This is a genomic window from Atopobiaceae bacterium (assembly GCA_022483015.1).
Classification (GTDB): domain Bacteria; phylum Actinomycetota; class Coriobacteriia; order Coriobacteriales; family Atopobiaceae; genus JALCUE01.
The window spans coordinates 495,855-522,307 of record JAKVOB010000001.1 but is presented as its reverse complement, the minus strand read 5'-3'; the positions used below and the strand labels follow the sequence as shown (position 1 = coordinate 522,307).

General features: G+C 61.9%; 22 protein-coding genes. 11 read left to right on the top strand and 11 right to left on the bottom strand.

The genetic code is table 11. The annotated features are described in order from the left end of the window. Window positions 1-78: 78 nt before the first annotated feature. Window positions 79-708, top strand: coding sequence for a bifunctional nuclease family protein (locus tag LKE50_02245; protein MCH3967448.1), 630 nt, complete (start codon window positions 79-81; stop codon window positions 706-708). 213 nt (window positions 709-921) lie between these two features. Here LKE50_02245 and gyrA read toward each other — a convergent pair whose 3' ends face one another. The 9 genes from gyrA to LKE50_02200 form a co-directional block, all read right to left on the bottom strand. Beyond that, window positions 922-3,453: a DNA gyrase subunit A gene (gyrA, locus tag LKE50_02240; GenBank protein MCH3967447.1), complete on the bottom strand. Its 2,532-nt coding sequence runs from the start codon at window positions 3,451-3,453 to the stop codon at window positions 922-924. 336 nt (window positions 3,454-3,789) lie between these two features. Next, on the bottom strand, window positions 3,790-5,769 hold the full coding sequence (gyrB, locus tag LKE50_02235; protein ID MCH3967446.1) for a DNA topoisomerase (ATP-hydrolyzing) subunit B: 1,980 nt from the start codon (window positions 5,767-5,769) through the stop codon (window positions 3,790-3,792). Between the two features lie 112 nt (window positions 5,770-5,881). After that, the gene (locus LKE50_02230; protein MCH3967445.1) at window positions 5,882-6,427 is read right to left on the bottom strand and encodes a hypothetical protein; all 546 of its coding nucleotides are present in this window, start codon (window positions 6,425-6,427) and stop codon (window positions 5,882-5,884) included. Beyond that, window positions 6,408-7,136: a DNA replication and repair protein RecF gene (recF, locus tag LKE50_02225; GenBank protein ID MCH3967444.1), complete on the bottom strand. Its 729-nt coding sequence runs from the start codon at window positions 7,134-7,136 to the stop codon at window positions 6,408-6,410. The genes LKE50_02230 and recF overlap by 20 nt, the downstream gene beginning before the upstream one ends. A 117-nt stretch (window positions 7,137-7,253) precedes the next feature. Beyond that, on the bottom strand, window positions 7,254-7,508 hold the full coding sequence (locus tag LKE50_02220) for an AAA family ATPase (protein ID MCH3967443.1): 255 nt from the start codon (window positions 7,506-7,508) through the stop codon (window positions 7,254-7,256). Window position 7,509: 1 nt separating this feature from the next. Further along, a complete protein-coding gene (dnaN, locus tag LKE50_02215; protein ID MCH3967442.1) occupies window positions 7,510-8,613 on the bottom strand; it encodes a DNA polymerase III subunit beta in 1,104 nt (367 codons plus the stop codon). 246 nt (window positions 8,614-8,859) lie between these two features. After that, window positions 8,860-9,060: a hypothetical protein gene (locus tag LKE50_02210; protein MCH3967441.1), complete on the bottom strand. Its 201-nt coding sequence runs from the start codon at window positions 9,058-9,060 to the stop codon at window positions 8,860-8,862. Beyond that, a complete protein-coding gene (locus LKE50_02205; GenBank protein ID MCH3967440.1) occupies window positions 9,060-10,334 on the bottom strand; it encodes a DnaA/Hda family protein in 1,275 nt (424 codons plus the stop codon). The genes LKE50_02210 and LKE50_02205 overlap by 1 nt, the downstream gene beginning before the upstream one ends. 78 nt (window positions 10,335-10,412) lie before the next feature. Further along, window positions 10,413-11,246: an ATP-binding protein gene (locus LKE50_02200; protein ID MCH3967439.1), complete on the bottom strand. Its 834-nt coding sequence runs from the start codon at window positions 11,244-11,246 to the stop codon at window positions 10,413-10,415. A 367-nt stretch (window positions 11,247-11,613) separates the two neighbouring features. On the opposite strand from LKE50_02200, the gene rpmH reads away from it, so the two are divergent. From rpmH to LKE50_02160, 8 genes are all read left to right on the top strand, one after another. Next, window positions 11,614-11,748, top strand: a complete 135-nt coding sequence (rpmH, locus tag LKE50_02195; protein MCH3967438.1) for a 50S ribosomal protein L34 — start codon at window positions 11,614-11,616, stop codon at window positions 11,746-11,748. A gap of 6 nt (window positions 11,749-11,754) precedes the next feature. Further along, window positions 11,755-12,084 carry a ribonuclease P protein component gene (rnpA, locus tag LKE50_02190; protein ID MCH3967437.1) on the top strand — a complete coding sequence of 110 codons (330 nt, stop codon included), beginning with the start codon at window positions 11,755-11,757 and terminating at the stop codon, window positions 12,082-12,084. 26 nt (window positions 12,085-12,110) lie between these two features. Further along, a complete protein-coding gene (gene yidD, locus LKE50_02185) occupies window positions 12,111-12,332 on the top strand; it encodes a membrane protein insertion efficiency factor YidD (GenBank protein ID MCH3967436.1) in 222 nt (73 codons plus the stop codon). Window positions 12,333-12,359: 27 nt separating this feature from the next. Beyond that, complete coding sequence (locus LKE50_02180; protein ID MCH3967435.1) at window positions 12,360-13,115, top strand: YidC/Oxa1 family membrane protein insertase; 756 nt, start codon at window positions 12,360-12,362, stop codon at window positions 13,113-13,115. 48 nt (window positions 13,116-13,163) lie between these two features. Then, entirely contained in the window at window positions 13,164-13,784 is a 621-nt protein-coding gene (locus LKE50_02175; GenBank protein ID MCH3967434.1) for a KH domain-containing protein, read from the top strand. 114 nt (window positions 13,785-13,898) lie between these two features. After that, window positions 13,899-14,663 carry a 16S rRNA (guanine(527)-N(7))-methyltransferase RsmG gene (rsmG, locus tag LKE50_02170; protein MCH3967433.1) on the top strand — a complete coding sequence of 255 codons (765 nt, stop codon included), beginning with the start codon at window positions 13,899-13,901 and terminating at the stop codon, window positions 14,661-14,663. Between the two features lie 161 nt (window positions 14,664-14,824). Then, window positions 14,825-15,625 carry an AAA family ATPase gene (locus tag LKE50_02165; GenBank protein ID MCH3967432.1) on the top strand — a complete coding sequence of 267 codons (801 nt, stop codon included), beginning with the start codon at window positions 14,825-14,827 and terminating at the stop codon, window positions 15,623-15,625. Window positions 15,626-15,659: 34 nt separating this feature from the next. Further along, window positions 15,660-16,484, top strand: coding sequence for a ParB/RepB/Spo0J family partition protein (locus LKE50_02160; protein MCH3967431.1), 825 nt, complete (start codon window positions 15,660-15,662; stop codon window positions 16,482-16,484). A gap of 368 nt (window positions 16,485-16,852) precedes the next feature. Here the strand turns inward: LKE50_02160 and rlmN are convergent, their stop codons facing one another. Next, entirely contained in the window at window positions 16,853-17,935 is a 1,083-nt protein-coding gene (gene rlmN, locus LKE50_02155; protein ID MCH3967430.1) for a 23S rRNA (adenine(2503)-C(2))-methyltransferase RlmN, read from the bottom strand. A 222-nt stretch (window positions 17,936-18,157) separates the two neighbouring features. Here rlmN and LKE50_02150 point away from each other — a divergent pair, with 222 nt between their 5' ends. Then, a complete protein-coding gene (locus tag LKE50_02150) occupies window positions 18,158-21,082 on the top strand; it encodes a DNA polymerase III subunit epsilon (protein MCH3967429.1) in 2,925 nt (974 codons plus the stop codon). On the opposite strand, the gene LKE50_02145 is transcribed toward LKE50_02150, so the two are convergent. After that, the gene (locus tag LKE50_02145; GenBank protein MCH3967428.1) at window positions 21,051-23,108 is read right to left on the bottom strand and encodes a WYL domain-containing protein; all 2,058 of its coding nucleotides are present in this window, start codon (window positions 23,106-23,108) and stop codon (window positions 21,051-21,053) included. The two genes, LKE50_02150 and LKE50_02145, sit on opposite strands and share 32 nt — an antisense overlap. Window positions 23,109-23,232: 124 nt before the next feature. On the opposite strand from LKE50_02145, the gene LKE50_02140 reads away from it, so the two are divergent. Then, window positions 23,233-26,418: a M28 family peptidase gene (locus LKE50_02140; protein MCH3967427.1), complete on the top strand. Its 3,186-nt coding sequence runs from the start codon at window positions 23,233-23,235 to the stop codon at window positions 26,416-26,418. Window positions 26,419-26,453: the final 35 nt, after the last annotated feature.

The window sequence follows — 26,453 nt, the reverse complement described above, 5'->3', positions numbered from 1 at the left end:
CTACGATCGGGGTTGTATGGCAGGCGGCGTTGGGTACGATAGGGCGCAAGAGGACATGCGACCGAGGAGGCTAGGCATATGGATGCAGAACGTGTTCCCATGGACATCTCGTCCATCATCGTCGGGCAGGGCCCCATCGCCTCCCTCGTGGTGCTGAAGCCACATGCGGGGCACGTCCCCGAGGCTGCACCCCGCATACAGAAGGCCGCTATCGAGTCACGTGTCGATGCCACCGTCCCCGGCCAGCCATCCGCGGGCGAAGGTGCCCCTGCGACGGAGAGCCCCTCTCCCCTGCCACTCGACGCACTTCCCATCAGGATGGGTGCCGTCGAGGCCACGGCGATCGGCATGGGCGTGAACGAGGTCGGCCACAGGCAGCGCCCCATGACGCACGACCTGCTGCTCTCCTTGGTCGCAAGCCTCGGTGGGACCGTGAGGAGCGTCGAGATCGAGCGCGTGGAGGGTACCGTGTTCTATGCGCATGTCGACGTCGAGTCCTCGACGGGTGCCATGACCTCGGTCGATGCACGGCCCTCCGACGCACTTGCCATCGCTGTGCGCACGGGGTCACCCATCTACGCCTCGAGCGCGGTCATTCGCACGGCGGGCTGCCCTGACTTCGGTGCCGTCAAGAAGGACGAGCAGGCACGTGAGATGGCCGGCTTCCACGACTTCGTCGAGCACCTCTCCCCCGAGGACTTCGACTAGTCGCTCCCCCACACATCGCACCACCCAGCCATAGACACCCCATGCCGGGCGTCGTCCTTGCCCTTATGCCTTATGCCGCCCTGTTCGCCCGACATCGATGAGAAGAGCCTCCCTCCTTCCCCCACGCACAATCCACGGCCGCGTAGTATGCGGCGAGGACGTGCGAGGGGGGAAGGAGGGAGGCTCCCCTTGTTCAGCGAGGTTGCGGGCTACCTACTCATCCTCGTCATCGATCAGCGTGTCGTCGAGGTCCTCGTCCCCTCCGATGTCGACGGGCTCCTCGTCGTCAGCATCTGCCGCACCGGCAGCAGCCAGGTCGAGCGCACCCTGGTTCTCGTCCTTGGGCTTGGGCACGGCCTTCTTCACTACCATGCGGGCCAAGGACTTCACGGAGTCGCCACCGGCCACGTTCATGACCTTGACACCCTGCGTGGAGCGGCCGAGCTTGGAGATGTCCTTGGCCTTGACGCGGATGACCACGCCTTCCGCCGAGACGATCATGAGCTCATGCTGCGGCCCGATCACGCGCATGCCCACGAGGGCACCCTTGCGCTTGGTCATGGTGATGGTGAAGACACCCTGGCCACCACGCTTGTGCTCGGGATACTCGGCCACAGGCGTGCGCTTGCCGTAGCCGTTCTCGGTGATGACGAACAGGTCGCCCTTGCCGTTGGTGATCTCCATACCGAGCATGGTGGCGTCATCCTTCAGGGTGATTCCACGGACGCCGGTGGTGTCGCGGCCCATGGGGCGCACGTCGGCCTCGTCGAAGAGCATGACCTTGCCGTCGGTCGAGCCCAGCATGATCTTGTCGCCGGTACGGACGCGACGCACGTTCACGAGCTCGTCATCGCCCTTGAGGTTGATGGCGATGATGCCGTCGCGACGGGTGCGGTCATAGGCGCTCATGGACGTCTTCTTCACGATGCCGCGCTTGGTGGCGAACATGAGGAACTCGTCTGCCGGAAAGTCGCGGCAGGTGATGACGGCAGCCACGTGCTCACCCTCTGCGAGCGGCAGGAAGTTCACCACGGCCGATCCGCGAGCCTGACGACTGCCGATGGGCAGCTCGTGGACCTTGAGGCGGTAGACCTTGCCGAAGTTGGTGAAGAACAGCACATAGTCATGGGTGGAGGCTATGAAGAGGTCCTCCACGAAGTCGGAGTCCTTGAGGTTGACGCCCTGGATCCCCTTGCCGCCGCGCTTCTGCGAGCGATAGGTGGCGACCGGCAGGCGCTTCACGTAGCCGGAGTGGGTCATCGTGATGACCATGTCCTCGTCAGCGATGAGGTCCTCGACGTCGAGGTCTATCGGCGCGTCAGAGATGACCGACCGACGCTTGTCGGCGAAGCGGGTCGATATCTCGGTGAGCTCGTCCTTGATGAGGGCCAGGATCTTGTCCTCGTGGGCGAGAAGGTCCTCGTAGTAGGCGATCTTCTCCTTGAGGGCATCCAGCTCGTCTACGATCTTCTGGCGCTCGAGGCCCGTGAGGCGGCGCAGGCGCATCTGGAGGATGGCCTCGGTCTGGACGTCATCGAGCCCGAAGCGCTCCTCGAGGCGGGCCTTCGCGTCCTTGTCGGACTCGGAGCTCCTGATGATGTGAACGACCTCGTCGATGTTGTCGACGGCGATGAGCAGGCCCTCGAGGATATGGGCACGCTCCTTGGCCTTCTTGAGCTCATAACGGGTCCGGCGGGTGACGACGTCGACCTGGTGGTTGATGTAGTACTGCAGCATCTCGCGCAGCGAGAGCGTGCGCGGCACGCCATCGACCAGCGCGAGGTCGATCACGCCGAAGTTGGTCTGGAGCTGCGAGTGCTTGTAGAGGTTGTTGAGGACGACCTGCGGGATGGCACCCTGCTTCAGGTCGAAGACCAGGCGCATTCCCTTGCGGTTCGTCTCGTCGCGCATGTCGGAGATGCCCTCGAGGCGCTTCTCGTTGACCAGCTCGGCGATCTTCTCCTGCAGGAGGCCCTTGTTGACCTGGTAGGGGACCTCCGTCACGACGATGCGCTGACGGTTGCCCTTCATCTGCTCGACGTGGGCCTTCGCACGGACCGTGATGGAACCGCGGCCTGTCTCGTAGGCGTCCTTGATGCCATCGGAACCCATGATGGTACCGCCCGTGGGGAAGTCAGGACCGGGAAGCACGGTCATGAGCTCCTCGGTGGTGGCATCGGGGTTGTCGATGAGCATCTTGGTGGCCTCGATGACCTCACCGAGGTTATGGGGAGGGATGTTCGTGGCCATGCCGACGGCGATGCCTGAGGAACCGTTGACCAGCAGGTTCGGGAAGCGTGCAGGCAGGACGGCGGGCTCCTGGAGCGACTCGTCGTAGTTGGGCTGCCAGTCGACCGTGTCCTTGTCGAGGTCGCGGAGCATCTCCATGGCCGCACGCGTGAGACGGCTCTCCGTGTAACGCATGGCTGCTGGGGGATCACCGTCGATGGAGCCGAAGTTACCGTGACCGTCGACCAGGGGTAACCTCATCGAGAAGTCCTGGGCGAGACGAACCATCGTGTCATAGACCGCGGAATCCCCGTGGGGGTGGTACTTGCCGATGACCTCTCCGACCGTCCAGGCACTCTTCTTGTGCGGACGATTGGGAGTGATGCCGGCCTCGTTCATGGCGTAGAGGATGCGACGGTGGACCGGCTTCAGGCCGTCACGGACGTCCGGCAGGGCACGGGCGACGATGACGGACATCGAGTACTCGATGAAGGAGGTACGCATCTCGGAGGCCATGTCGGCCGGCTTGAGCGTGCCGCCGTGGATGTCAGAGAGGTCGAGGCGCTGGCCGCCCTCGGCTATCGCCGCATAGCGGTCGTCACCCGAGCCATAGAACTCGGATGCGTCACCCTCGGAGTCATCCTCCCCATCGGGCTCCTCATCGTCAACATCATCATCGGACTCATCGTCGGATGCGTCGTCTACCTCGTCGTCATCGTCCATGTCGCCGAGAAGGTTGTCATCACGGCCCTCGTCGTCGTCATCTCCGGGGAAGTGCGTGTTGTTGTCATCAGCCACGGATGTTGCCTCTCTGTTGTCTGTCGCGGTTCATGCCGAGCAGGTCGGCGGGGTTTAGATGTCCAGGAAGCGGGCGTCGAGCGCATGGGACTGGATGAACTCCTTGCGCTTCTCTACCTGGGTACCCATGAGGTCCGAGACCGCACGCTCGGCCGCGGCGGCATCGTCGATGTCGACCTTGAGCAGGATACGGTTCTTCGGCTCCATGGTGGTCTCCCAGAGCTGCTCGGGATCCATCTCTCCCAGACCCTTGTAACGCTGGACGGAGTACTTCTCGCCGGCTGGGATCTTGGAGGTCTCGGCTGCGAGCTCCTCATCCGTGTAGATGTAGGTACCCTTCCTGCGACCCTTGGGCTTGAGCTGGTAGAGGGGCGGCTGGGCGATGTAGATGTAGCCAGCCTCGATCATGGGCTTCATGTAGCGGTAGAAGAAGGTGAGGAGCAGGATGCGGATGTGGGCACCGTCGACATCGGCATCCGTCATGATGACGATCTTGTGATAGCGCGCCTTCGAGAGGTCGAAGGTATCGCCGGTCGTGACACCTGTGCCGATGGCCGTGATGAGCGACTTGATCGTGTCGGATGAGAGTGCACGCTCGTGACCCACACGCTCGACGTTCAGAATCTTGCCGCGCAGGGGCAGAATCGCCTGTATGGAACGGTTGCGCGCCATCTTGGCCGAGCCACCTGCGGAGTCACCCTCGACGATGAAGAGCTCGGTGGCCGCAGGGTCGCGGACGGAGCAGTCGGCGAGCTTGCCAGGAAGTGCCGCGCTCTCGAGAAGACCCTTGCGCCTGGTAGCGTCGCGGGCCTTACGGGCGGCATTCCTCGCCTTTGCGGCACTCGTCGCCTTGTTGACGATGGTGCGTGCCTGCTTGGGATGCTCCTCGAGATACTCGGCAAGTCCGTCCGAGACGACCTTCTGGACGAGCCCGCGCATGAAGGAGCTACCGAGCTTCGCCTTGGTCTGACCTTCGAACTGGGGGTCACCGAGTTTGACGGAGATGACGGCCGTGAGACCCTCGCGCACGTCATCGCCCGAGAGGTTGGCATCCTTCTCCTTGAGGATGTTCTGCTTGCGCGCATAGTCGTTGATGACCTTGGTGAGTGCGGCGCGGAATCCCTCGAGGTGCATGCCTCCCTCGGGGGTGTAGATGTCATTGGCGAAGCTCATGACGTTCTCGGAATAGGAGCCATTCCACTGGAGGGCTACCTCGACCTCGCCGCGACGGTCGTCGGAGACGCTCTCATCGCTCTCACCCTCGATGTAGATGGGGGTCTTGAGCCCGTCGGCGATCTCCTTTCCCTCGTTCAGGAACTTCACGAAGTCGATGATGCCGCCGGAATAGCAGAACTCGTCGACGCGAGGGGTGAGCTCGCGCTCGTCGGTGAGCGTGATCTTGAGGTTCTTGTTCAGGAAGGCAGTCTCCTGCAGACGGTCGCGCAGGGTGTCGTAGCTGAACGTCGTGGTCTCGAAGATGGTGTCATCAGGCCAGAAGGTCACGGTGGTACCCGTGGCCTTGGACTTGCCGACGACCTTCATCTTCTCGGTGACCTTACCACGCGAGAACTGCATCTCGTAGATGTTGCCCTCACGCTTCACCTGGACGATGAGCTTGCTTGAGAGGGCGTTCACGACCGAGACGCCTACGCCATGGAGGCCACCAGAGACCTTGTAGGCCTTGTTGTCGAACTTACCGCCGGCATGGAGGATCGTCATGACGACCTCGAGCGTCGGGATCTTCTTCACGGGGTGCTTGTCGACCGGGATGCCACGGCCGTTGTCGACCACGGTGACGGAGTTGTCAGCATGGACGGTGACCTGGATCTTGGTGCAATATCCGGCAAGTGCCTCATCCACGGAGTTATCGACGACCTCATAGACGAGGTGATGGAGCCCCGAGGCACTGGTCGAGCCAATGTACATGCCAGGACGCTTACGGACAGGGTCAAGGCCCTCGAGGACCGTGATCTCAGAGCCGTCGTACTTCTGTTCCTTCTTGGCCGCCACGCGACTCCTTCCCTCTTGTCCCATAACCTGACAATCATAGCGCATGGGAAGGAGAAAACCTGTTGTCCTATGACGAAAAGGTATCTCTTACGACATCAGATTGAGTCTGAGAGGCCATGAGAGGCCGTCTGAGGCGTCATTCTCCTGTTTTCGGCCTTTGGGCCATCTCCCATTTGAGGGAAGCCCTCATCGCGTCGGCGGCCGTGTCGCGAAGACCATCAGGGAGGTCCGCTACCTCTTGCGTCACCTGCTCCTCCTGCTCGGGGGTGAGCGGGGGAAGAGATGTGGCCTCGCAGCTCGAGGCAGCCGCCGTCACACCACCCTTTGGGTAGGTGGGCTCGCTCGGACGCTTATGCGAGAGCTTGAACCGTACGTCAGCGACCTCAAGACCCGCATGGGAGACCCTCCCCACATAGAGCAGATGATCCGTAGTGAAGTCTTGCATGAGTGCTGACGAGTCGATGTAGACGACCAGCGTCGGCAGTTCACCCTGCCGCTTGCCCTCGGCGAGATAGACACCACAGGTATGACGTCGCTCGAGGGCACCATTACACTCAAGCCAGGTGAGACGGGCCTGCTGCTGCACGGTGAACTGGGGACGTCGCTGACACGAGACGATCGAGCCCATGAGCGAGGACAGCGGTTCAGGGCCCTGCCCGCGACTATTCGACCGTTCCGTCATGGAACCTCACCACCTCTGCTGGCCCAAGGACCTCATCAGAGAAATACCCAAGGTCCGTCGTGGTAACCATGGTCTGGACCCCACCAAGGACAAGGTTACAGAGAGCATCCCGACGACGCTGGTCGAGCTCGCTCATCACGTCATCGAGGAGAAGGACGGGCGGGAAGGAGAGGATGTCCTCACAGACCCTGACCTCCGCCATCTTCCAGGCGATGGCAAGGCTCCGCTGCTGTCCCTGCGAGGCGAACGACCGCGCGTCACGGCCTGCGAGCGAGAAGGTGATGTCATCCCTCTGGGGTCCCACGAGTGTGATTCCACGTTGTAGGTCGGCCGCACGTGAGGCCCTGAGCTCCTGCATCATGTGCCCGCGGAGCTCCTCCTGGCTGAGGTCACCTATATCATCACCGAGGGTCGAGGAGTAGCGGCATCGCACCTCCTCCCCTCCACCGAGCTCACGATAGAGGGGGACCAACGCCTCGGCCACCCTACGGAAGAGGGCAAGGCGATGGAAGAGCAGGGAAGCGGCACCGTATGAGACCGACTCATCCCAGGCATCGAGCAACGACAGGTCGACGGGATCTTCCTTGAGGAGGCGATTGCGCTGCTCGATGGCCCGGGCATAGGTGGTGACCACCCTGTCATAACCGGCGTTGACCTGCCTACCAAAGGTATCGAGGCTCTCCCTCCTGACAGATGCGGAACCCTTCACGAGCGAGAGGTCATCAGGGGGTGAACAGGATGGATACCAGAAGTCCCGAGAAGTCCCGAGGCCTTGCACCCTTCTCGTTAAGGAAGAGCTGGCGCCGCTCTGGGGTCACGTCACATCTCACGTCGATGACCCTCCGTCCCCGGTGGCACGGAGGGTGGCCCTACCCTGACCCTGACCATCCCTGACGAGCTCGGAGGGGCGAGGATGTCTGAAGGACCTCCCGGAGGTGAGGAGCTGTATGGCCTCGAGCATGTTGGTCTTACCGGTCGCGTTCTCGCCGACGAGGATCGTCATTCCTGATGAGAAGGTGACGTCCACCTCCCCGGCAGACCTCCACCTCGCGAGCGAGAGCGTGTCAAGCGAGAGGGACACCCTACATCCGAACCGGCATGAGGAGATAGAGGTAGTTGATCTTCGAATATGACTTGAAGATGCCGGGTTGTGTCGGCCCTTGGAGCTCGAGGGTGACCTCATCCTCGGAGGAGAGGGCATTCACACAGTCAAAGACGTAGTGGTAGTTGAGGGCGATGGTCAGGGACGGGCCGGCAGCCTCGATCGAGAGGGACTCACGTGCATCACCCTGGTCGGTACTCGTGGTGGAGAGCGTGAGGGCACCTTGCTCGGAGTCGACCTCAAACCGCACGGAGGGGTTTGAGAGGGCGATGACCGAGACACGCTTCATGGCTGCTGAGAAGTCATCGAGCTTGATCTTCGCGCTCGTCTCGCAGGAGGCAGGGAGGAGCTGGTGATAGTTCGGGAAGTTCCCCTCGATCCTGCGGGAGATGTAGGTGGTATTGCCGAACACGAACACGACCTGACTCTCTGTCGAGCCGATGAGGATCGAGGAGGAGTCAGAGGGCAGGGAGAGGACGTCATGGAAGACGTCGCTTGGGATGATCATCTGGAAGGCACCCTCGAGTGAGGATGTCTCGATGTTGGTGTCACAGACCACGAGACGATAGGAGTCAGTGGCGACCAGACGGATGAGGTTATCCTCGACCGTCATGAGGATGCCCTTGAGGATGGGACGGGAGTTGTCCTTCGAGGCGACCTTATAGACACGGTCGACCATAGAGGAGAGGATGGACGCCGGGAGCTCTATCGAACTCTCCATGGCAAAGGTTGGGAACTCGGGGAAGTCGGCCACATCGAGGGTATTGAGGTGGAATGAGCTCTTGCCGGAGGTGATGGAGAGCTGATGATCCCCACTCTCGAAGGTGACGGCGGCATCGGGGAGGGTCTTGACGATGTTTGAGATCATCTTCCCTGAGATGACGACCTCACCCGGCTCCTCGACGTTGGCAGGGATGCGATGACGGATCGAGATGTTGAGGTCCGTCGTCTGAAACTCGAGCGTTCCCTCAGCAGTATGGATATAGACACCAGAGAGGATGGGAAGCGTCGAGTTGGATGCCGATCCCTTCATGACCACAGCGAGGGTACGGGCGAGTGCCGACTGACTGACGGTGAACCTCATCTTTAGTTCCTTTCTTTGAGAAAAGAGAGACTGGTAGAAGTAATAAGTGGTGTAGAGATGGTGATAACTCGCACGATGTGCTGCTCATACCCGTTAAACGAGGCTTCTCGTCGTTGTCGAGAACTAAGGGTACTTTTAAACACCTCTATTGTATGAGGTAGGTTTTAAACAGTGAGAGGTGGGTTCTCTTCCTTCTTCAACGTCCTTTCCTAACGTTGTTGACAATCATATTCCAAGAGCGAAACCTCATACGTCCTCTACGAGTTGCTCCTTGAGATGGTCGACGAGGTCATAGAACACCTTCCTCTGCTTCATCTCGGCGTCAACCCATCCTATGCTGTGCTTCACGGTCGCATGGGTCCTCCCACCGAAGTGGCGTCCGATCTCCGCAAGGGTCTCGTCGGTGAGGTTCCTCGTGAGCCAGATCGCGATGTGCCGTGGCTCCATCAGCTCTTGTTACGCTTGTTTCCGATGAGGTCGGTATGTGAGATCGAGAACTGGTTCTCGACTGCCTTCTGTATCTCCTCGACGCTCACGATTCGCTTGTTGGCACCCCAGTTGATCCTCGCAAGCCTGATTACGTCCTCACGCGTGAAGGTACGGCCCTTCTTCTCCCAGGTGGTGGCCTCGAAGAGGCAGTTCTGGCAGAAGCTCTTTATCAACCTGATGTTCGAGCCGGACCGTTCTGCCATGAGCTCGAGGCTCCCCTGCTCGATGGTCCCTTGGTACTCAGAGAGTCCCTCTTCCTTCATGTTCGAGTAGAAGCTCTTGATGAGGGCAAGTTTCAGCTCGTAGTTCGGTGGTTGGATGGGCACCGACATGCCGCTTGCGATCCTGCTCGAGACCCTCTCGTCCATGCCGAGCTCGATCGGTGGGACGTCTGCCGCCAGGACGATCTGCTTGCCATGGTCTATGAGGTAGTTGAAGGTGTCGAAGAAGAAGTCGACCGTCCTCGTGGCACTTCTCAGGTTCTGGATGTCGTCGATGATGAGTACGTCGATGTTCTGGTAGTTCTTCGAGAACGAGTCCCTGATTGTCTTCTCGGTGTTGACCATCGCATCCGTATAGTCGGATATGAAGTCGCTCGCGGTCTTGTAGACGCAGCTCCTTGTCGGGTCATTGGCATATATATAGTTCTGGATGGCCTTCAGGAGATGCGTCTTCCCAAGCCCGCTCCTTCCGAAGATGAAGAGTGGGTTAAAGTCCTTGGTCCCGTTCGCGACACCCTTGGCTGCCTGGAGTGCGAACTGGTTCTCCTCACCTTCGACGAAGGTGTCGAAGGTGAGCTTCGAGTCATTGTCGGATGGAACCGAGACGAGGGGGTTCTCGACCTTCTCCTTGATTGGCTCCTCATGTGGCTGCCCTACATCTTTCTGCGGTTTTCTCTGCCTCTGGGACCGCGCGAGGTCCTCCTCCGAGATGGTGGGGCTCGCGTCGATCTTTCGAAGTCTTGGCTGTCCGAGCTCGATGTTGACATCCATAGGGCGGAATGCGGCAGACTCGAGGCATCGGCAGATGTCCGGGAGGTACTTGTCGAGCGTCCTCTTCACGAACTTGGCATCAGTCGAGATGGTAAGTGTCTGGTCATCCATCCCTATGACGTCGCAGCTCTTGAGCATGGCTGTGACTGATGCGTTGGAGACGCTCCCCTGCATCAGCGTGCAGACGTCATCCCAGAGGTCTCTCGCCTCTGAGAGCCCCTCGCTCTTCTCGTTGCTCATTCGAATTCCCACCTACGTGTCTTCGTGATGTTGAAAACAGTATATGGGATGTCATGAGGTGGCGGCCACGCAGAGGGCTCAAACTCTGGTGAGATACGCCTTTCCGGCATCCGAGAGGTAGCGCTTCTGTCGGACCTTGATCATGAGGCCGGTCTCCTCGAGCGAGGAGAGGGTCCTCGACCAGGTTCCCTGTGAGAGGCCGTAGGTCCTCACGAGGTCCGACGGACCGACTGACTCATGCGTCCTGAGATAGGTCATCGCGTCACGCTCATGTGCCGAGAGTATCGGTGTCGTCGTGTTGTCATCACCGATGACCTCATGAGTGGGTGGTGCCATGGGGATGGTCTGGTTTTCGCTTGGTTGTACCTCTGGTCGTGGATGAGGTGATGCCTCCATCGAGAGTGTCACGATGGTCCCGGAGTGGATGTTGTCCTCGATGGAGAGGGAACCGCCCTTGTCCAGGAGGTATTGCTGCACATATGGCAGACCTGATCCCACCCCTCGTATATAGCGTTTCATCTCCTCCGTGGCACTCGTGGTGCCGAACTCCAACGCTCGTGACTTCTCCTGGATTCCAGGTCCTTGGTCAGAGAAGCGAATGGTATTGCCACCGGTGAGGATGTTGATCGTCGGTTCGATGAAGTAGGCGTGGATGTAGTTCTCTGCGACCTCCCTGATGACCATGAAGGGGATGGTCCCTCCTTGCTCGTGCGAGAGCTGCGTCACCTGCTTCGTGATCTCCTCGAGGAAGGAATGCACGTCGGTCGGCGCGACGATCACCACTCGTGGCGCCGCCATGGGGTCGTCATAGACGGCTATCCGCGCGGGGTAGCGGACCTCGAGGTCTGTCGGATCCTGCGAGGAAGGTGCTCCGTCGTTGTTCTCGACGAACGGATAGAACGTGGTCGCCATGACCCCTCTTTCACCATGTTGTGAACCATTGAAGAAAACTTGCGGAGGAATGAGCAAGGTCATGAAAGTTTTCAACAGGAGATAGAAACGTGTCGAAAAGTGGAATAGCAGCAGATTCCCAAGCGAAGATAGAATAGCATCACGCAGTGACGTCTCATACAGAGAGAAGAACTTGCGCATATGTGAAACGTTGCGGCCGCTCGTCACAGATAATTTCATAGGGGAAGTTTGTGCGTTCTGTAGGTCCAAGGCCCCTGAACGCAGGAGGTTGCTAGCTCACAATTGACAAATCATGGCCTTGACCCCTACACTTTGAGGGCTTTAGCAGCATCCGCGGTAATTATTCCGCCTTATCGGAGGTTTTGATATGAAGCGTACGTATCAGCCCAACAAGCGCAAGCGCGCGAAGTGCCATGGCTTTCGTTCACGCATGGCCACCAAGGGAGGGCGCAACGTCCTCGCTCGTCGTCGTGCCAAGGGCCGCAAGCAGCTCACCGTCTAGCATGTGATGAGAACCATCAAATCCAAGCTTGAGTTCGAGAGGGTGTTCTCCCAAGGACGTCGCGAGAATGGCCATCTTGTGCGGTTGGTCTATAAGGCCTGCGACGAAGGCGACCAGGGAAAGGTCGCCTTCGTCGCAGCTAAGCGTTTTGGGAACGCGGTCTATAGAAACCGTTGCAAGCGGGTCATGCGCGAGGCATTCCACGAGGTCGCACCATCATTGGATGAGATGGATGTCATTCTCTTCTCCACCCGGTCGACGAACGGGGCCCATCCCCACGAGGTCGCCCAGGAGCTCGACAAGCTTCTTTGTCGCGCAAGGCGTCATATGGAATAGGGAGCGGCAGCCGTTGAGGAGGAAGCATGGCAGGTCTTGTCTCTAAGACCTTCGTGTTCATGGTGAGGGGATATCAGCGTTTCATCTCACCGTTGCTCCCAGACAGCTGTATCTACTATCCCACCTGTTCGCAATACGCGATCGAGGCTGTCTCGAAGTACGGTGCGATGAGAGGTGGATGGCTTGCCTTCCGGAGGATACTCCGGTGCAACCCATTCCATAAGGGAGGCTACGATCCCGTGCCCTAGCGTACGGGAGATCGCGGAGGAATAGCTATGTGGGACTGGTTCATTGACTTCCTGACGATGATCCTGCAATGGATCGCGAACTTCGTCGGTGACTGGGGACTTGCCATCATCCTCCTCACCTTCATCATTCGTCTCGCCTTGACGCCTCTCACGGTCAAGTCGACGAGGTCGTCGGCCAAGATGCAGGCTCTGCAGCCCAAGATGATGGAGATCCAGGAGCGTTATGCTGACGATCCCACGAAGCAGTCCGAGGAGATGCGTAAGTTCTACTCCGAGAACAAGTTCAACCCGCTCGGTGGTTGTCTCCCCATGCTGCTCCAGATGCCTATCTTCTTTGCACTGTTCCAGGTGCTTCAGAACAAGATTCCTGCCGAGGCATGCTTCTTCAACATCCTTGACTCCCTGAGCAACTCGGTCTCGGGAGCCATCTCATCCATGGGGTGGACGGGTGCCTGGGTCTACATCCTCCTGGACGTCCTCTTCGGTGTCCTCACGCTCATCCCCATGCTCATGAACCAGACCTCGCCCGAGCAGGCCCAACAGACCCGCATCATGGGCATCGTCATGGCAGCCATGATGATGTGGTTCGGCTGGAGCGTCCCTGTCGGTGTCGTGCTGTATTACGACACGTCCGCGGCCTGGGGAGCGGTACAGCAGCTCTTCATCACTCGCCGGGTCATGGACAAGGTCAAGGAGGACGAGGCCAAGCGGCTTGCAGAGCAGCCTGTGCAGGTCGACGTCGTCCGCAAGGAGAAGAAGAACCGCCCGCACAAGAAGAACTAGCACGAGCGCGAGAGCCAAAGGTCCTGTAGGGCTCCGAGGAGGTATCCCATGGTTGAGAACGAAGATGATCTAGAGGGTACGGAGACAGATGCCCCTGTCCCTAGCGAGGATGGTCCCGAGGAGGTCGAGGCAGCTGCCTCCCCGGACTTCTCATCCATTCGTGAGAAGTATGAGGCTGGTACCGACCTCACGGATGACGAGCTCGACGCGATTGCTGATGCAGGTGTGACGATCGTAGAGTCCCTTCTCTCGTGCTTCGGTGAAAACGATTCGAGCATTGATGAGTATGATGGTGACGAGGGCGAGCTCATCCTCGACATCAACGGTGGGGACCTTGCCATTCTCATTGGAAGGCATGGTCGCACGCTCGATGCCCTGCAGCAGATCGTGAGTTCGCTCATGAGCAAGCAGCTGGGCTTCCATTATCCTGTGGTGGTAGACATCGAGGGCTATAAGAGCCGTCGTCGCGAGAAGGTCCAAGGGATTGCACGCTCCGCTGCAGACCGTGCCAAGAAGCAAGGTGGGTCTGTCAGCCTTTCTCCTATGAATGCCTATGAGCGTCGTCTCGTACATATCGCGCTTCGTGAGGATGGGGATGTTACCACTCATTCTGAGGGTGAGGATGCCGATCGCCATGTCATCATCACCTCAGTCAGGCATGATGGCTAACTCATCTGTCATAAGGTAATACCATTGGGGAGCCGTGGGCTCCCCTTTTTCATGACAAGAGTTCACGACACAAGACTTTTTGGCAGAGCATTAAGTGTAGTGGGAAAGGGAACCATGGATACCTGCGATACTGTCGAGGCTGTTTTGCAATCCTTTGACCCCCATGAGGAACGTAGGGTCGAGCTCGTCGAGCAGGCTTCCTCCATAGGGATAGACCTCACTGATCGTGAGTGTGATCTTCTTCTTGGTCATCTCGCTCTGATGCTCGAGAAGAACAAGGTAATGAACCTCACTGGTATCAAGGATTCCAAGGAGGCCGTAAACCTTCATGTCATAGACTCGCTCATGATGTTGAAGAGTTTCCAGATTACCAGGGGGCGCTTCGTTGATATTGGAACGGGTGGAGGGTTTCCAGGGATCCCCCTCGCAATCATGACGGGGCGTCCCGGTGTCCTTATGGACTCCGTGCACAAGAAGGTCGTGGCATGTAGTGAGTTCATCTCTGAGCTTGGACTCGGCAATCAACTAGATGTGACTTCCAAGAGGGCTGAGGACTATGCCCTCAGCCATAAGGGGGAATTCGGAGTCGTGGTCGCCCGTGCAGTCGCTCCCCTCGGGATCCTCTGTGAATACGCCTCTCCCCTTCTTATGGCAGGCGGATCGCTTCTCGTCACCAAGGGGAGGCTCTCTGATGATGAGTTGGCACAAGGGGAACAGGCGGCATCGATTTGCGGACTTGAGATTGTTTCACGTGAAACATCTGAGCTTCCGGATTCGAATGCCCACCGTGAAATCATTCTGCTCAAGAAGTGCCGAAAGCCATCGATACGACTGCCGAGACAAGTGGGGGAAGCAAAGAAGCACCCACTAGGGGAATAGATTCACTACAAAGTGAGGTATTCATCAAGGTAGGTGATATTTCCCGTGAGAATGTGTGCTGCCCATGAGCTATCTGAGATGAGATAGAGAGTGTTTCACGTGAAACACTCAAGGAGTGTGTCATAGTGTCTCTAGGATTACCAGAACACACAGGAGACACGGTGGACATTTCAAAGGTCAAGCGCGGAAAACCATCCAAAGACGCACAGACGATAGCGATCATCAACCAAAAGGGTGGGGTCGGTAAGTCAACGACTGCCATTAACCTCTCAGCGGCCCTCGGCGAGGCCAAGATGAAGGTACTCGTCGTTGACTTCGATCCACAAGGGAATACGACAAGCGGCTACGGCATCGACAAAGAGTCTCTCGAATACGACATCTACGATGCACTTCTGCACGAGTATCCCATGGAAGACCTCATACAGAAGACACCTGAGCCGAATGTATTCGTGATACCTGCGACGATACAGCTCGCAGGAGCGGAGATTGAGCTCGTGTCGAGCATGGCCCGGGAGGGAATTCTCAAGGGCATCATCGCACGGGTGAAGGATGAGTTTGACTATGTCTTCATTGACTGCCCTCCGTCACTGGGCCTCCTCACCATCAATGCACTCGTTGCAGCAGATAGCCTACTCATCCCAATCCAGTGTGAGTATTATGCCCTTGAGGGTGTAACGAAGCTCCTCGAGTCCATGAAGATGGTGAAATCCCGTCTTAACCCTGGGCTCGAGGTGTTCGGTGTGCTCATGACCATGTATGACAGCAGGACGACCCTATCGAATGACGTCGTCTCCGAAGTCAAGAAGTACTTTGGGAACCAGATGTTCAAGACGGTCATACCGCGCAGCGTCAAGCTCTCGGAAGCACCGAGCCATGGCCTTCCGATCACCATGTACGCGCATATGAACAAAGGCGCAACGGCCTATACGAAACTCGCCAAGGAAGTGATACGTCGTGGCTAAGAAAGCAGGACTTGGACGTGGTCTTGACGCTCTCATGGGTGAATCGGCGGCAGAGGTAGGGGACATCACTCCGGACGCCACCCTTCCGATTGCCAAGATCAAACCAAACCCCAACCAGCCTCGCAAGAACTTCGATGACGAGGCATTGTCAGAACTCGCAGACTCGATAGAGAAGAACGGTGTCCTTCAGCCTATCCTGGTGCGCAAGAAGGGATCAACGTATGAGATCGTGGCTGGCGAGCGACGCTATCAGGCAAGCAAGATAGCGAAGCTCAAAGAGATTCCAGTTGTGATCAGGGAAATCTCTGACGATGAGGTATTCAAACTCGCGCTGATCGAGAACCTCCAGAGGAGTGATCTCAATCCAATAGAAGAGGCTCAGGGTTACCGACAGCTCATAGATCGGGACAACCTCACACAAGAGGCTCTGGCGCAGATTCTCTCGAAGTCACGCTCGGCCGTCGCCAACACGCTCAGACTTCTCGACCTTCCCGAGGACGTTCAGAACATGATGGCTGATGGGAGCATCACAGCAGGCCATGCTCGTGCGATCCTTGCAGTTTCTTCCGAGGAGGGCCGCAGCAAGCTCGCACAGAAGGTCGTGCAGGAAAATCTGACGGTCCGTCAGACAGAAAACCTCGCACCGCTGTTCTCTGGCATGGACGCCCCAAAGAAGCCTCGTCCCGTCGCTCCCCAGTCATATAAGCGGGCAGCGCGCCAACTTCGAACGAGTCTGGATACGCCCGTCAAGGTACGACAGACAAGAGGGCACAACAAGATTGAGATAGAGTTCACCGACGAGGATGACCTCGAGCGAATTTGTCAGTCGATCCTTGGCCTGGCTATGGGGGAGGAGTGAACCACATGTCTAGGTTCCTACGCTCTGCCCTCACGGCAGGAGTCATTGTCGGTGGCTTCGTGGTCGCATACAGGTATCTGCTTGATGATGGTGCGCGATCACAAGTCTCCTCACTTTGCGCGACGACGAAGGATTTTGTCACGAAGATGTCCTCACAGGTCTGCCAAGGCGTGCCTTCTTCGGAATCAGCCCAGGAGACCGAGCGCAACCAGGCATGGGTAGCAAGTCAGTGGGAGTCGCTCGGGTACTGATTGGCAAGACGATACGAACATATGTTCGTTCCACGATGTATGAACAGCAGAACGGCCACCGAGGTGCTTGCGATTTCGGTGGCCGTTCTGCTGCATATGGAGGACGTGAGCCGGGTCCTACCTTGACCGCATGACCCTCTGGTGGAGCTGTCCGCATGCGGCGTCGATGTCCTGTCCCCGGGAGTTCCTGACCGTGGCCTCGACTCCGACGGATGTGAGGCGTTGTACGAACTGCTCCGCGCGCTCGTCGGTCGATGGCTTGAGCTTGGACCCAGGGCAGTCATTGAGCTGGATGAGGTTCACATGTGCGAGCGTGCCGCGGCAGAAGTCACAGAGCGCGGCAAGCTGGTCCTCGGTGTCGTTGACACCCGAGATGAGGGCGTACTCATAGCTTGGGCGTCTCCCGGTCCGGTCGGTATAGTCGCCCATGGCGTCATAGAGGCGCATGAGCGAGTACTTCTTGACCCCAGGCATGAGCTGGTCGCGGGTCGACTGAATCGCGGAGTGGAGCGAGACCGCGAGGGTGAACTGCTCGGGCTCCCTGGCAAACCTCCTGATCATGGGGATGATTCCGCAGGTCGAGACCGTGATGTGGCGCGCACCGATGCCGGCCCCCTCGGGGGAGTTGAGCAGGCGCATGGCAGCGAGCGAGGCATCATAGTTCGCAAAGGGCTCGCCCTGTCCCATGAGCACGACGCTCGTGGCGCGGGTCCCGAAGTCATCGGCCACATGAGCGACCTGGTCATAGATCTCATCGGCCGAGAGCGACCGCTCGAAGCCGCTCGCGCCGGTCGCGCAGAACGCGCATCCCATCCTGCAGCCGGCCTGGGTCGACACACAGACGGCGAGGCGGTTGCGGTTGGGCATGCCTACGCACTCGACGCTCGTCCCGTCCGAGAAGCGAACGAGGTACTTCTTGCTTCCGTCCACCGAGGCCTGACGTGCGACCTCCTCGAGCCCACCGAGGGTGGCCGTGGCGCTGAGCTGCTCACGGAGGGCCTTCGGCAGGTTGGTCATCTCGTCGAAGGAGGTCACATGCTTGACGAGGACCCATTCCTCGATCTGCTTGGCGCGGAAGGACGGTAGCCCGAGCCCCTCCACGAGTGACTGGAGCTGCTCGTGGGAGAGGCCCCTCAGGTCGACCTTGTGCCTGGTCGACGTGCTGGGAGCGCTGCCGTCGACCTTCTTGTTCGTCTGCATGCTGTTCCTGTCTCGAAAGCCGAACGGCTCGTGGGGTATCCTCGACTCCTGAGTCTAGCGCACGAACGTCCCCACGTAAGGAGTACCGCATGAGCCACATGGACGGGAGCCTTGGCCATCACAATCGTCGCGACGGGCAGGCCGTGCCATGCAAGGACGTCGGTCGAGCCATGGTGGACCATCTTCAGAGGGGTGCCTGCTGACGTGGGAACAGACAAGGGCATGACCGTGGACGACCTCATGATCCCAGGTATCCCGCAATCGGTGAGGGACACCTACCTTGGACTCGCAGATGAGGCTCGTACCCGTGAATTCGGGCTTCTCGAGGAGGACGTCGTCGTGCTCGACACCGAGACGACAGGGCTGTCCTTCTCGAACTGCGAGCTCATCGAGGTGGCTGCCGCCCGTCTCTCGGGGCGTGAGGTGACCGGCCGATTCCATGCGCTCGTACGTCCGAGCTCGCCCATACCCCCAGAGATCGAGCGACTCACCGGCATCACGAACGAGGATGTCAGCGGGGCAGAAGGCGCCCGGAAGGTCGTCAGTGACCTGGCGGGCTTCGTGGGCGGAGACCCGGTGCTCGCGCATAACGCGACGTTCGACCGTACCTTCGTCGAGAAGGTCCCCGGAGGTCGTGAGGTGAGCGACCTTTGGGTCGACACCCTGGCACTCTCGAGGATCGCCCTTCCCGCGCTTGCCAACCATCGCCTCTCGGCCATGGCCGAGGCCTTCGGATGCGCATCGGTGTCGCACCGGGCCATGGACGACGTCGACGCCCTGGCAGGCATGTGGCGGATCATCCTCTGTGGGCTCGTGCACCTGCCCGAAGGCATGCTCGGCCTCCTCGCCGACATGCACCCTGAGGTCGAGTGGGCCTATCGGCCGATCCTGTCGCACCTCGCCCTCGAGAGCGCCGGCGCCCCGCTCTCGCTCGTGGCCGTGCGCAAGCAGCTTGCGACGGACGCGCAGATCGGCATGACGCCCCATAAGGACGTCGAGGGCCTGCACCATGACCTCGTGGCACCGTCGGCGGCCGACGTGGCGGCGGGCTTCTCGTCCGACGGGGTCGTCGGCAGGATGTATGCGGACTACGAACCTCGGCCGGAGCAGGTCGCCATGGCGGAGGAGGTACGCATGGCGCTCTCGACGAGTACCCACCGTGCCATCGAGGCTGGAACGGGCGTGGGCAAGTCGGTCGCATACCTGCTGCCCCTGTCCGAGTTCGCCAAGGCCAACGACATCACCGTTGGCGTGGCCACCAAGACCAACGCCCTCACCGATCAGCTCGTCTCGCACGAGCTTCCGGCACTTGCCGCGCAGGTGCCCGGCGGCCTCACCTTCTGCGCCCTCAAGGGATACGACCACTATCCCTGCCTGCGTCGCCTGGAGCGTGCCTGCCTGGCCGACCTGCCTGACCCCCCGAGCTCGAGGGGTCGTGCGCCCCGTGGGGCCAAGGCCGAGATGCTCACGGCCATCGCGACCACATATGCCTATGCCGCGCAGGTGGTCGACGGGGACCTTGACGGCCTCGGCATCAGGTGGAGGTGCGTCCCCCGTAGGATGCTCACGGTCACCTCGAACGAATGCACGCACCATCGCTGCCCGTACTATCCCGATGGATGCATGCTGCACGGCGCACGTCGGCGGGCTTCGGCCTCCGACGTCGTGGTGACCAATCACTCCCTGCTGCTGAGGAACGTCGAGGCCGATGGCAAGATCCTGCCACCCATCCGCCATTGGGTCATCGACGAGGCCCACGGCTTCGAGGCCGAGGCACGCCGCCAGTGGGCCGCCGAGGTCTCGGCGGAGCGCGCGAAGGCCGCCTTCGAGGCCCTGGGAGGCGTGAGGACCGGAGCCATCCACTCGCTCATGGCCCAGGCCTCCGACACCGAGGCGTCGACCCTCGTCTGCGGCCTGCTCACCAAGGCGGCGGGCCTCGTCTCGCGCGCCCAGGTCTCGTCGGCCGACCTCTTCGACGCGATACGTGGCCTCTCGGCTGTTGCCGGCTCGAGCAACGGGTATGACTCCATCCAACTTTGGATAGGCCCCGACGTGCGTGCCACGCCCGAATGGGCCGCCGTGGCGGAGGCCTCGCATGCTCTCGCGGACCGCCTCGACGCATGCGTGACGGCCCTCGACGCCGCATCGGCCTCCCTGGCCGATGCCGTCAAGAACCCCAGCGCCGACCTCGATAACGCCACCTGCACCTTGCGGGAGCTCCTCGGCGCCCTGCGCCTCGTGGAGTCAGGGGAGGATGACTCGTATGTCTTCTCGGCGCAGCTCTCGCGCTCCACGGCCCGCATCGGGACCGAGCGCCTCGTGGCGGAGAAGCTCGACGTGGGTGCAGAGCTCTCCGAGCGCTGGCTTCCCGAGATGAGGAGCGTCACCTTCACCTCGGCCACGATCGCGGTGGGAGAGGACTTCTCCCACTTCGACCATGCCGTCGGCCTCGACAGGCTCGGCCCGGGCATGCACCGGGACGTGCGCCTCGACTCCAGCTATGACTTCGACGACCATATGGGCGTGGTCGTCTGCAGCGACCTCCCTGATCCGCGTGACCCCCTCTACGCCTCCTCGCTCGTCGACCTCCTCTTCGACGTGCACGTGGCCATGGACGGCTCGGTGCTCACCCTCTTCACGGCACGTCGCGACATGGAGCGTGCCTACGGGGAGCTCGCACCGCGGCTGGCCGAGAAGGGCCTGGAGCTCGCTTGTCAGGACCGTCAGGCATCGGTCCGCCAGGTGCGCGAGCGGTTTCTCTCGGAGGACCACCTGTCGCTCATGGCGTTACGCTCGTTCTGGGAGGGGTTCGATGCCGCAGGGGACACGCTTCGCTGCGTCGTGATACCGAGGCTTCCCTTCGCGAGTCCCAACGACCCGCTCTCACGGGAGCGGGACGCCCGCGAGCCCCGTGCCTGGTGGCGATACTCCCTGCCTGAGTCGGTCATCTCGGTGAAGCAGGCTGCGGGCCGCCTCATCCGCACGTCCTCGGACACGGGCGTGCTGGTGCTCGCGGACTCGCGTCTGGTCACCAAGCGCTACGGGAGCGCCTTCACGCGCTCGCTGCCGACGCATGACCAGTCGACGCTTCCGGCCTCCGAGGTCGGGGAGTTCATCAGGACCTGGCGTCAGGAGCATGAGGGCTGACGCCGTCCGAGGGCCCCGCATCCTCGAGGGCCTCGAGGGCCCATGCGTCGACGAGGCTCACGAGGCCTGGATCGTCGGCGGTGACGTCGCCCCCGCACGCGCAGAGGGACCTCACGAGCCAGCTGGTCCCGTACCAGGCGATCGTCGCCACGACGCGCCCCTCGGCGGTCGTCCCGACCTGCTCGAGGCCAGGCCATTCGAACATCGAGAGATATCGCTCGTCCGAGAAGGTCAGGGTCACGAGCCGTTGTTCCCTCTCGTCCGTAGGAGCGCCCCCCGTCGGTGCGTCGCCTGCCGGCCCCGCATCGTCGAGGCTGTCCATGCGGTCGCAGCGAAACGTCCGCACTGCCGCGCGGTCGAGGTCAATCGCCTCGAGGTACCAGGTCCCGTCCGCCTGCCTCACCAGGCGCGGCTCCACGCGCCGCGGCTGTGGCGACACGTCGACGGAGCCACGGTATGAGAACCCCAGGAGCCTGTGGCCGACGATCGCGCGCGAGCAGGTCTCCACGACGCTGGCCACGCCCGTGGTGCCGCAGGGCGAGACGAGCGCGTCGAGCTCGTCGGCATCGGCGTGCCGGGGCGCAAGGGAGGTCATGATGGCCTGCCGCGTCCGGTCGTCCTCGGGCATGCCGAGGTAGTCGAGTGCTGCGAGAAGGGCCCTCGCCTCGTGCCGCGAGAGGCGCAAGGGCCTGCCCCTCACGCCGGAGTCCGAGAGAAGCCCGAGGGTGGTCCCTGCATCATCGGCGTAGACGGGAAGCGTCGCGTCGGCATCCGTCGTGGTGGTCTCGATGAGGTAGAGGAGCTTCTCGGCCTGGGCGAGGCTCACGTCGAGACGGGCTGCCACCACTGGTGCGCTGATCTCGTCGCCGGCGTCGTCGAGGGACCCTATGAGGGCTGCCATGAGCCGTGACGTCTCCGTGCCACCCCGGCGTCCCCGCTGCGGCGCCGTGGATGGTGCCTCTCGCACGGGTCGGCTCGCTCGAGCCCCGACGTGGCCTGGGACGAGCGCCGCCGCTCCCTGGAGGAGCCGTCTGCGCTCATGCACGAGGGCTGCAGGTGCCGTCGGCACGATGCCCTCGAGGATCGACCAGCTTGCCGCTGCCGCGAGGTCACGAGCTGACACCTTCCAGGTGGACGTCCCATCCGTGGGCCGGCTGGTCGAGAAGCTCCCCTTGCCGATGGCGTCGTGGCGGACGTCCCGGAGCCGTTCGTCGGGTACGAGGAAAACCGCCTCGACGTCCCTTCCGTCACCGATCTGGAAGGGGAGGAGCTGGTGGTCCCTGACGTCGAAGTCTGCAGGGACCACGAAGCCCGCGCCCGCTCCCTTGGCCTCGGTCGCCCGTACGATGCGGTCGGCCCGATAGTCCCTGCAGGTGCCCTCGATGACACGGTCGCCCTCGATGCGTGGTGCGACGAAGTAGAGGTGCCCGCGCAGCCCGAAGAACCCATAGGGTGCCACCCGACGGCTGATCTCGTCTCCCTTGGCCGTGCGATAGCTGAGGTCCACCGCACGGCTGTCGGCCAACGCCGCGGCCATGGTGGAGACGGCGCGGCCCTGTCGGGGATGGGCAGGCTCGGGACCCGCGATCCCCTCGTGCGGCGAGAAGTGGCGGTTCAGCTTCGCGAGCGCGATGCGCAGCTCGTCGGACCAGGCGAACGAAGGGTCACCGACCAGGGTGTCGAGCGCACAGGAGAGCGCGCGGGCATCTGCCTGGTCCAAACCACGGACGTCGGCGAATGAGGCCTCGTCATCGACCCTCCAGAGGGTTCCTCGACCCTCGTCGTGCCCGCAGCGTCGAACGATGAGCCCGCATCGTGCAAGGGCCTCCATGTCGCGGGAGACGAGCTTGTCCCAGGACGAGCGTGCGGCGTCCGAGTGATAGCGCCGTGCGAGCTCGGCCGTCGAGACCGGGCCGGTCGTGTTCGAGAGGTCAATGAGCAGCGCTGCGATGCGGCGTGCCTGCTCGTCGTCGCTGTTGAGCTGTGGGGGAGGCTCCTCGTCGAAGGCGTCCGTGTGCCCTGCCATGTCCCTCCGTCCTGGCCCCATGAGGCCATATCGTGTGACTAGCACGTATTCTCGCATGTTAGACGTATACTCATCAGATAACACCGACTTGGCCGACGCCATTGTTCCTTGGAGGATGAAATCGATGGGGAAGACCGTGGACTATCTGGACTACCTCGACTCGCAGGTGGACATCGCGCCAGCCGCCAGCCAAGAGGAGCTTTCCTTCGCGCAGGGGATCTCCGAGCTCTTCGCGGCGCATGGTCTCGAGCCCGAGCTACAGGAGTTCGACGCGGGCAGGTTGGGGCGTCTTCCCTATGCGGTCTGTGGCGTCGTGCTGCTCGTGGGCACCATCCTCTCGGGCATCTCGGGAGCCGTGGGGCTCGTGGGACTTCTCCTTGCCCTCGTCTCCTTCGTGCTGCTCCTGATGGACCGGCTCGGCCATAGCGTGCTCTCCTCGATCGGAGGCACGTCGAAGAGCCAGAACGTCATCGCCGTGCATCGTGCCACCGGAGACCTCGTCGCAAAGGGGAACCGCCCCATCGTGGTGGTCGCCCACTATGACACCCCTCGCGAGGACCTGCTGTCCAACAAGGTCCTCTCGCCGTACCAAGGCCTCATCCGCCGCTCTTGCGCCGTCTGCGTGCCCGTGGCAGGCATCGCCGCCATCGTCGCCGCCATCGGTGCCCTTCCCACCGCCGTCCATGTGGTCTCGTGGGTCGTCGCCGTCGTGGCGTCGATCCCACCCGCGCTCGTGGGCGTCTCGCAGATCGCCAACCGCATCCTTCCCTGCACCGACGGTGCCAACGACAACAAGGCCTCGGTCGCAGCGCTCCTCTCCGTCCTGAACGTCGTCCGTCCTGCTGCCGATGACGTGCCGGAGGCGCCGGACCGTCCTGAGCCCGCCCCGATGGCCCCCGCGCCCACGGACCAGTATCCTGACGGGCAGGACGAGGTCGACTCGGCTCTCCTGACCGACGACTATGACGATTACGATGCTCCCTACCAGGAGCTCCAGCCGCAGGTCGTGTCGCAGGCGGCTCCGACTCCCGCAGCGGTTCCCTCCTCGTATGAGCCCGCGCCGTCTGCCGTGGGCGAGCCGGTTCCCTCCTCGCCCTCCGATCGCGAGGCACCGTCCGTCCGTCATGGTCGTGCCGTCATCGAGTCGATCGGGATGCTTCCCGCGGACTGTGAGATCTCCTATCTCAGGACGCCGGCTCCCGTGGTGCCGGCTCCTGCGGCACAGGACGTGCCCGAGCAGGCCGAGCCTGTCGAGTCCGAGCCTGCCGAGCCTGAGCCCATCGAGCCGCCGATGCCCTCGTTCCTCTCGCCCTCGAGGAGGCCGCGTGTCGACGTGGGCCGCATCGGCAGGCCTGACGACGACGTGGTCGACGCCTCCTACGAGAATGCCTATGACGATGCCCTGGCCCAGGAGAACTCTGGCAGGGGCTTCGATACCGAACATGCCAAGGAGGTCGCGGGCGAGGCGAAGGACAAGGTCGTCATGGTCGCCCACAAGGGCCGCTCGCTCATGTCCTCGTTCGCTGGCAAGGTGCGTGTGGCGGCCGGCAAGGCCAAGGAGACCGCAGAGGCCAAGAAGGCGGAGCGCGGCGCGTCCGCACCGCGGCAGGATGAGGTGCAATGGCAGGGCGGGGTTCCCGTGGACGACGTCCTGAACGATGACGACTCGCATCCCGAGACCTCTGCCCAGGACGAGGCGGCCTCTCCCGAACAGACCGTGGCGGACGGGCAGGGCGACCCCCTGATCCCTGGCCTCATCTCGCTCCCCACCATGGACGGCCGCGACTCCGTCGACTCCTATGCCTTCGGCTCGTCGGCCCCCGCACCTGATGACACCACGTCGGCGGCACCGCTCCCATCCGCGTCTGCGACTGTGCCAGAGGGGGATGCCCAGGAGACGGACGAGGAAGAGCCACCATCCGAGGACACAGAGCTTGGTGAGCCCGCCATGGCCGCAGAGCCCGCTGAACCTGCCGTGTCCGTACCGACGGACTCCTCTGCGACGCTTCCGATCGACGCCTTGTCCCTCTCGATGGACGAGGACCCCGGCGATGAGTTCGACAAGGACACGAGCGGCCTCGATGCGATGCCGCACGACGACCCCTCGGCTACCAAGCCCATGCCCGTGCAGGACATGCCGGCGGCCGCGGCTGTCGACGACCCGAGCTGGGGCACGTCGAGCTTCCACCCGGCCTCTGCCAACGTCGCACGCAGGGCGGTCCTCTTCGACCTTCCGAACCCCGAGACGGACGACCCGGACCCCCTGGCCTCCTCCCGTCCGCTCCCCAGGATCGACGCCGACGAGGGTGACCAGCCTGCCGGCGGCAATGTCGTGGGCTTCTCGCCGCGCGGGGGTTCGGCCTCCACGGCTGACGACCCCACGCGCCCGACGCTCTCGCAGATGCCTTCCCCGCAGCGGATCGACGGCGGGGTCGACCTTGGCTCCACCCAGCTCTATGCACCCATCCCCCCGACCGACGACGAGCCCATGGAGCCTCGTGTCTCGGACGACATCGGCGTCGTGAGCCCATCTGCGTCTCGTGGGGCCGCTGCCGTGCCGGCACCCGAGGAGGAGCCCTCGCGCAAGCATCACCTCTTCGGCCACAAGGCCAAGAAGTCCAGCGATGACGACTCGATGGGCGACTGGCTCGGCGTCGGCGACGACTATGACGCCAAGAAGGACGGTCGTCAGATCGGCTCGTGGGAGAACCTCGCGTCCGAGGACGATGCCGAGCAGCATGGTGCCCGCAGGCATCCCTCCGACTGGAAGGGCGGGGCGGCCGTCTCGGCCGACCTGCGCGACACTGCCGACGAGCCCGACCCTGACGACCTCCGTGACGAGATCCTGCACATGGGTGACGACCAGCTCGTCTGCCATGACATCTGGTTCGTGGCCACGGGAGCCTCCGCACTCGACCATGCGGGCATGAAGGCATTCCTCGAGGAGCACCGCCGTGACATCCGTGGGGCCTTCCTCGTGAACCTCGACTGCGTGGGGGCGGGTGACCTCGCGGTGCTCACGCGCGAGGGTGCCACGCTGAGTCGTCGCGCCGACCGCCGCCTGGTGGGCCTCGTGACCCGCACGGCCGATGCGCTCCATGTCCCTCTCGACAAGATCGACCACTCCTGGGGCGATACCGACGCGACGCCTGCCATGCGCAAGTCGGTACGTGCCATCACGGTGATGGGCACCGGCCGCGGAGGCTCGCCGGCCCTCTCGCATACGGCGGATGACGTCTCCGACCAGATCGACGCCCGTCAGGTCGACGCCGTCGCCCAGGTGGTCTGCGAGGCCATCAGGAGGTCGTAAGGCCTCAACCGGCGCCGGGGGCATGGCAGGACCCG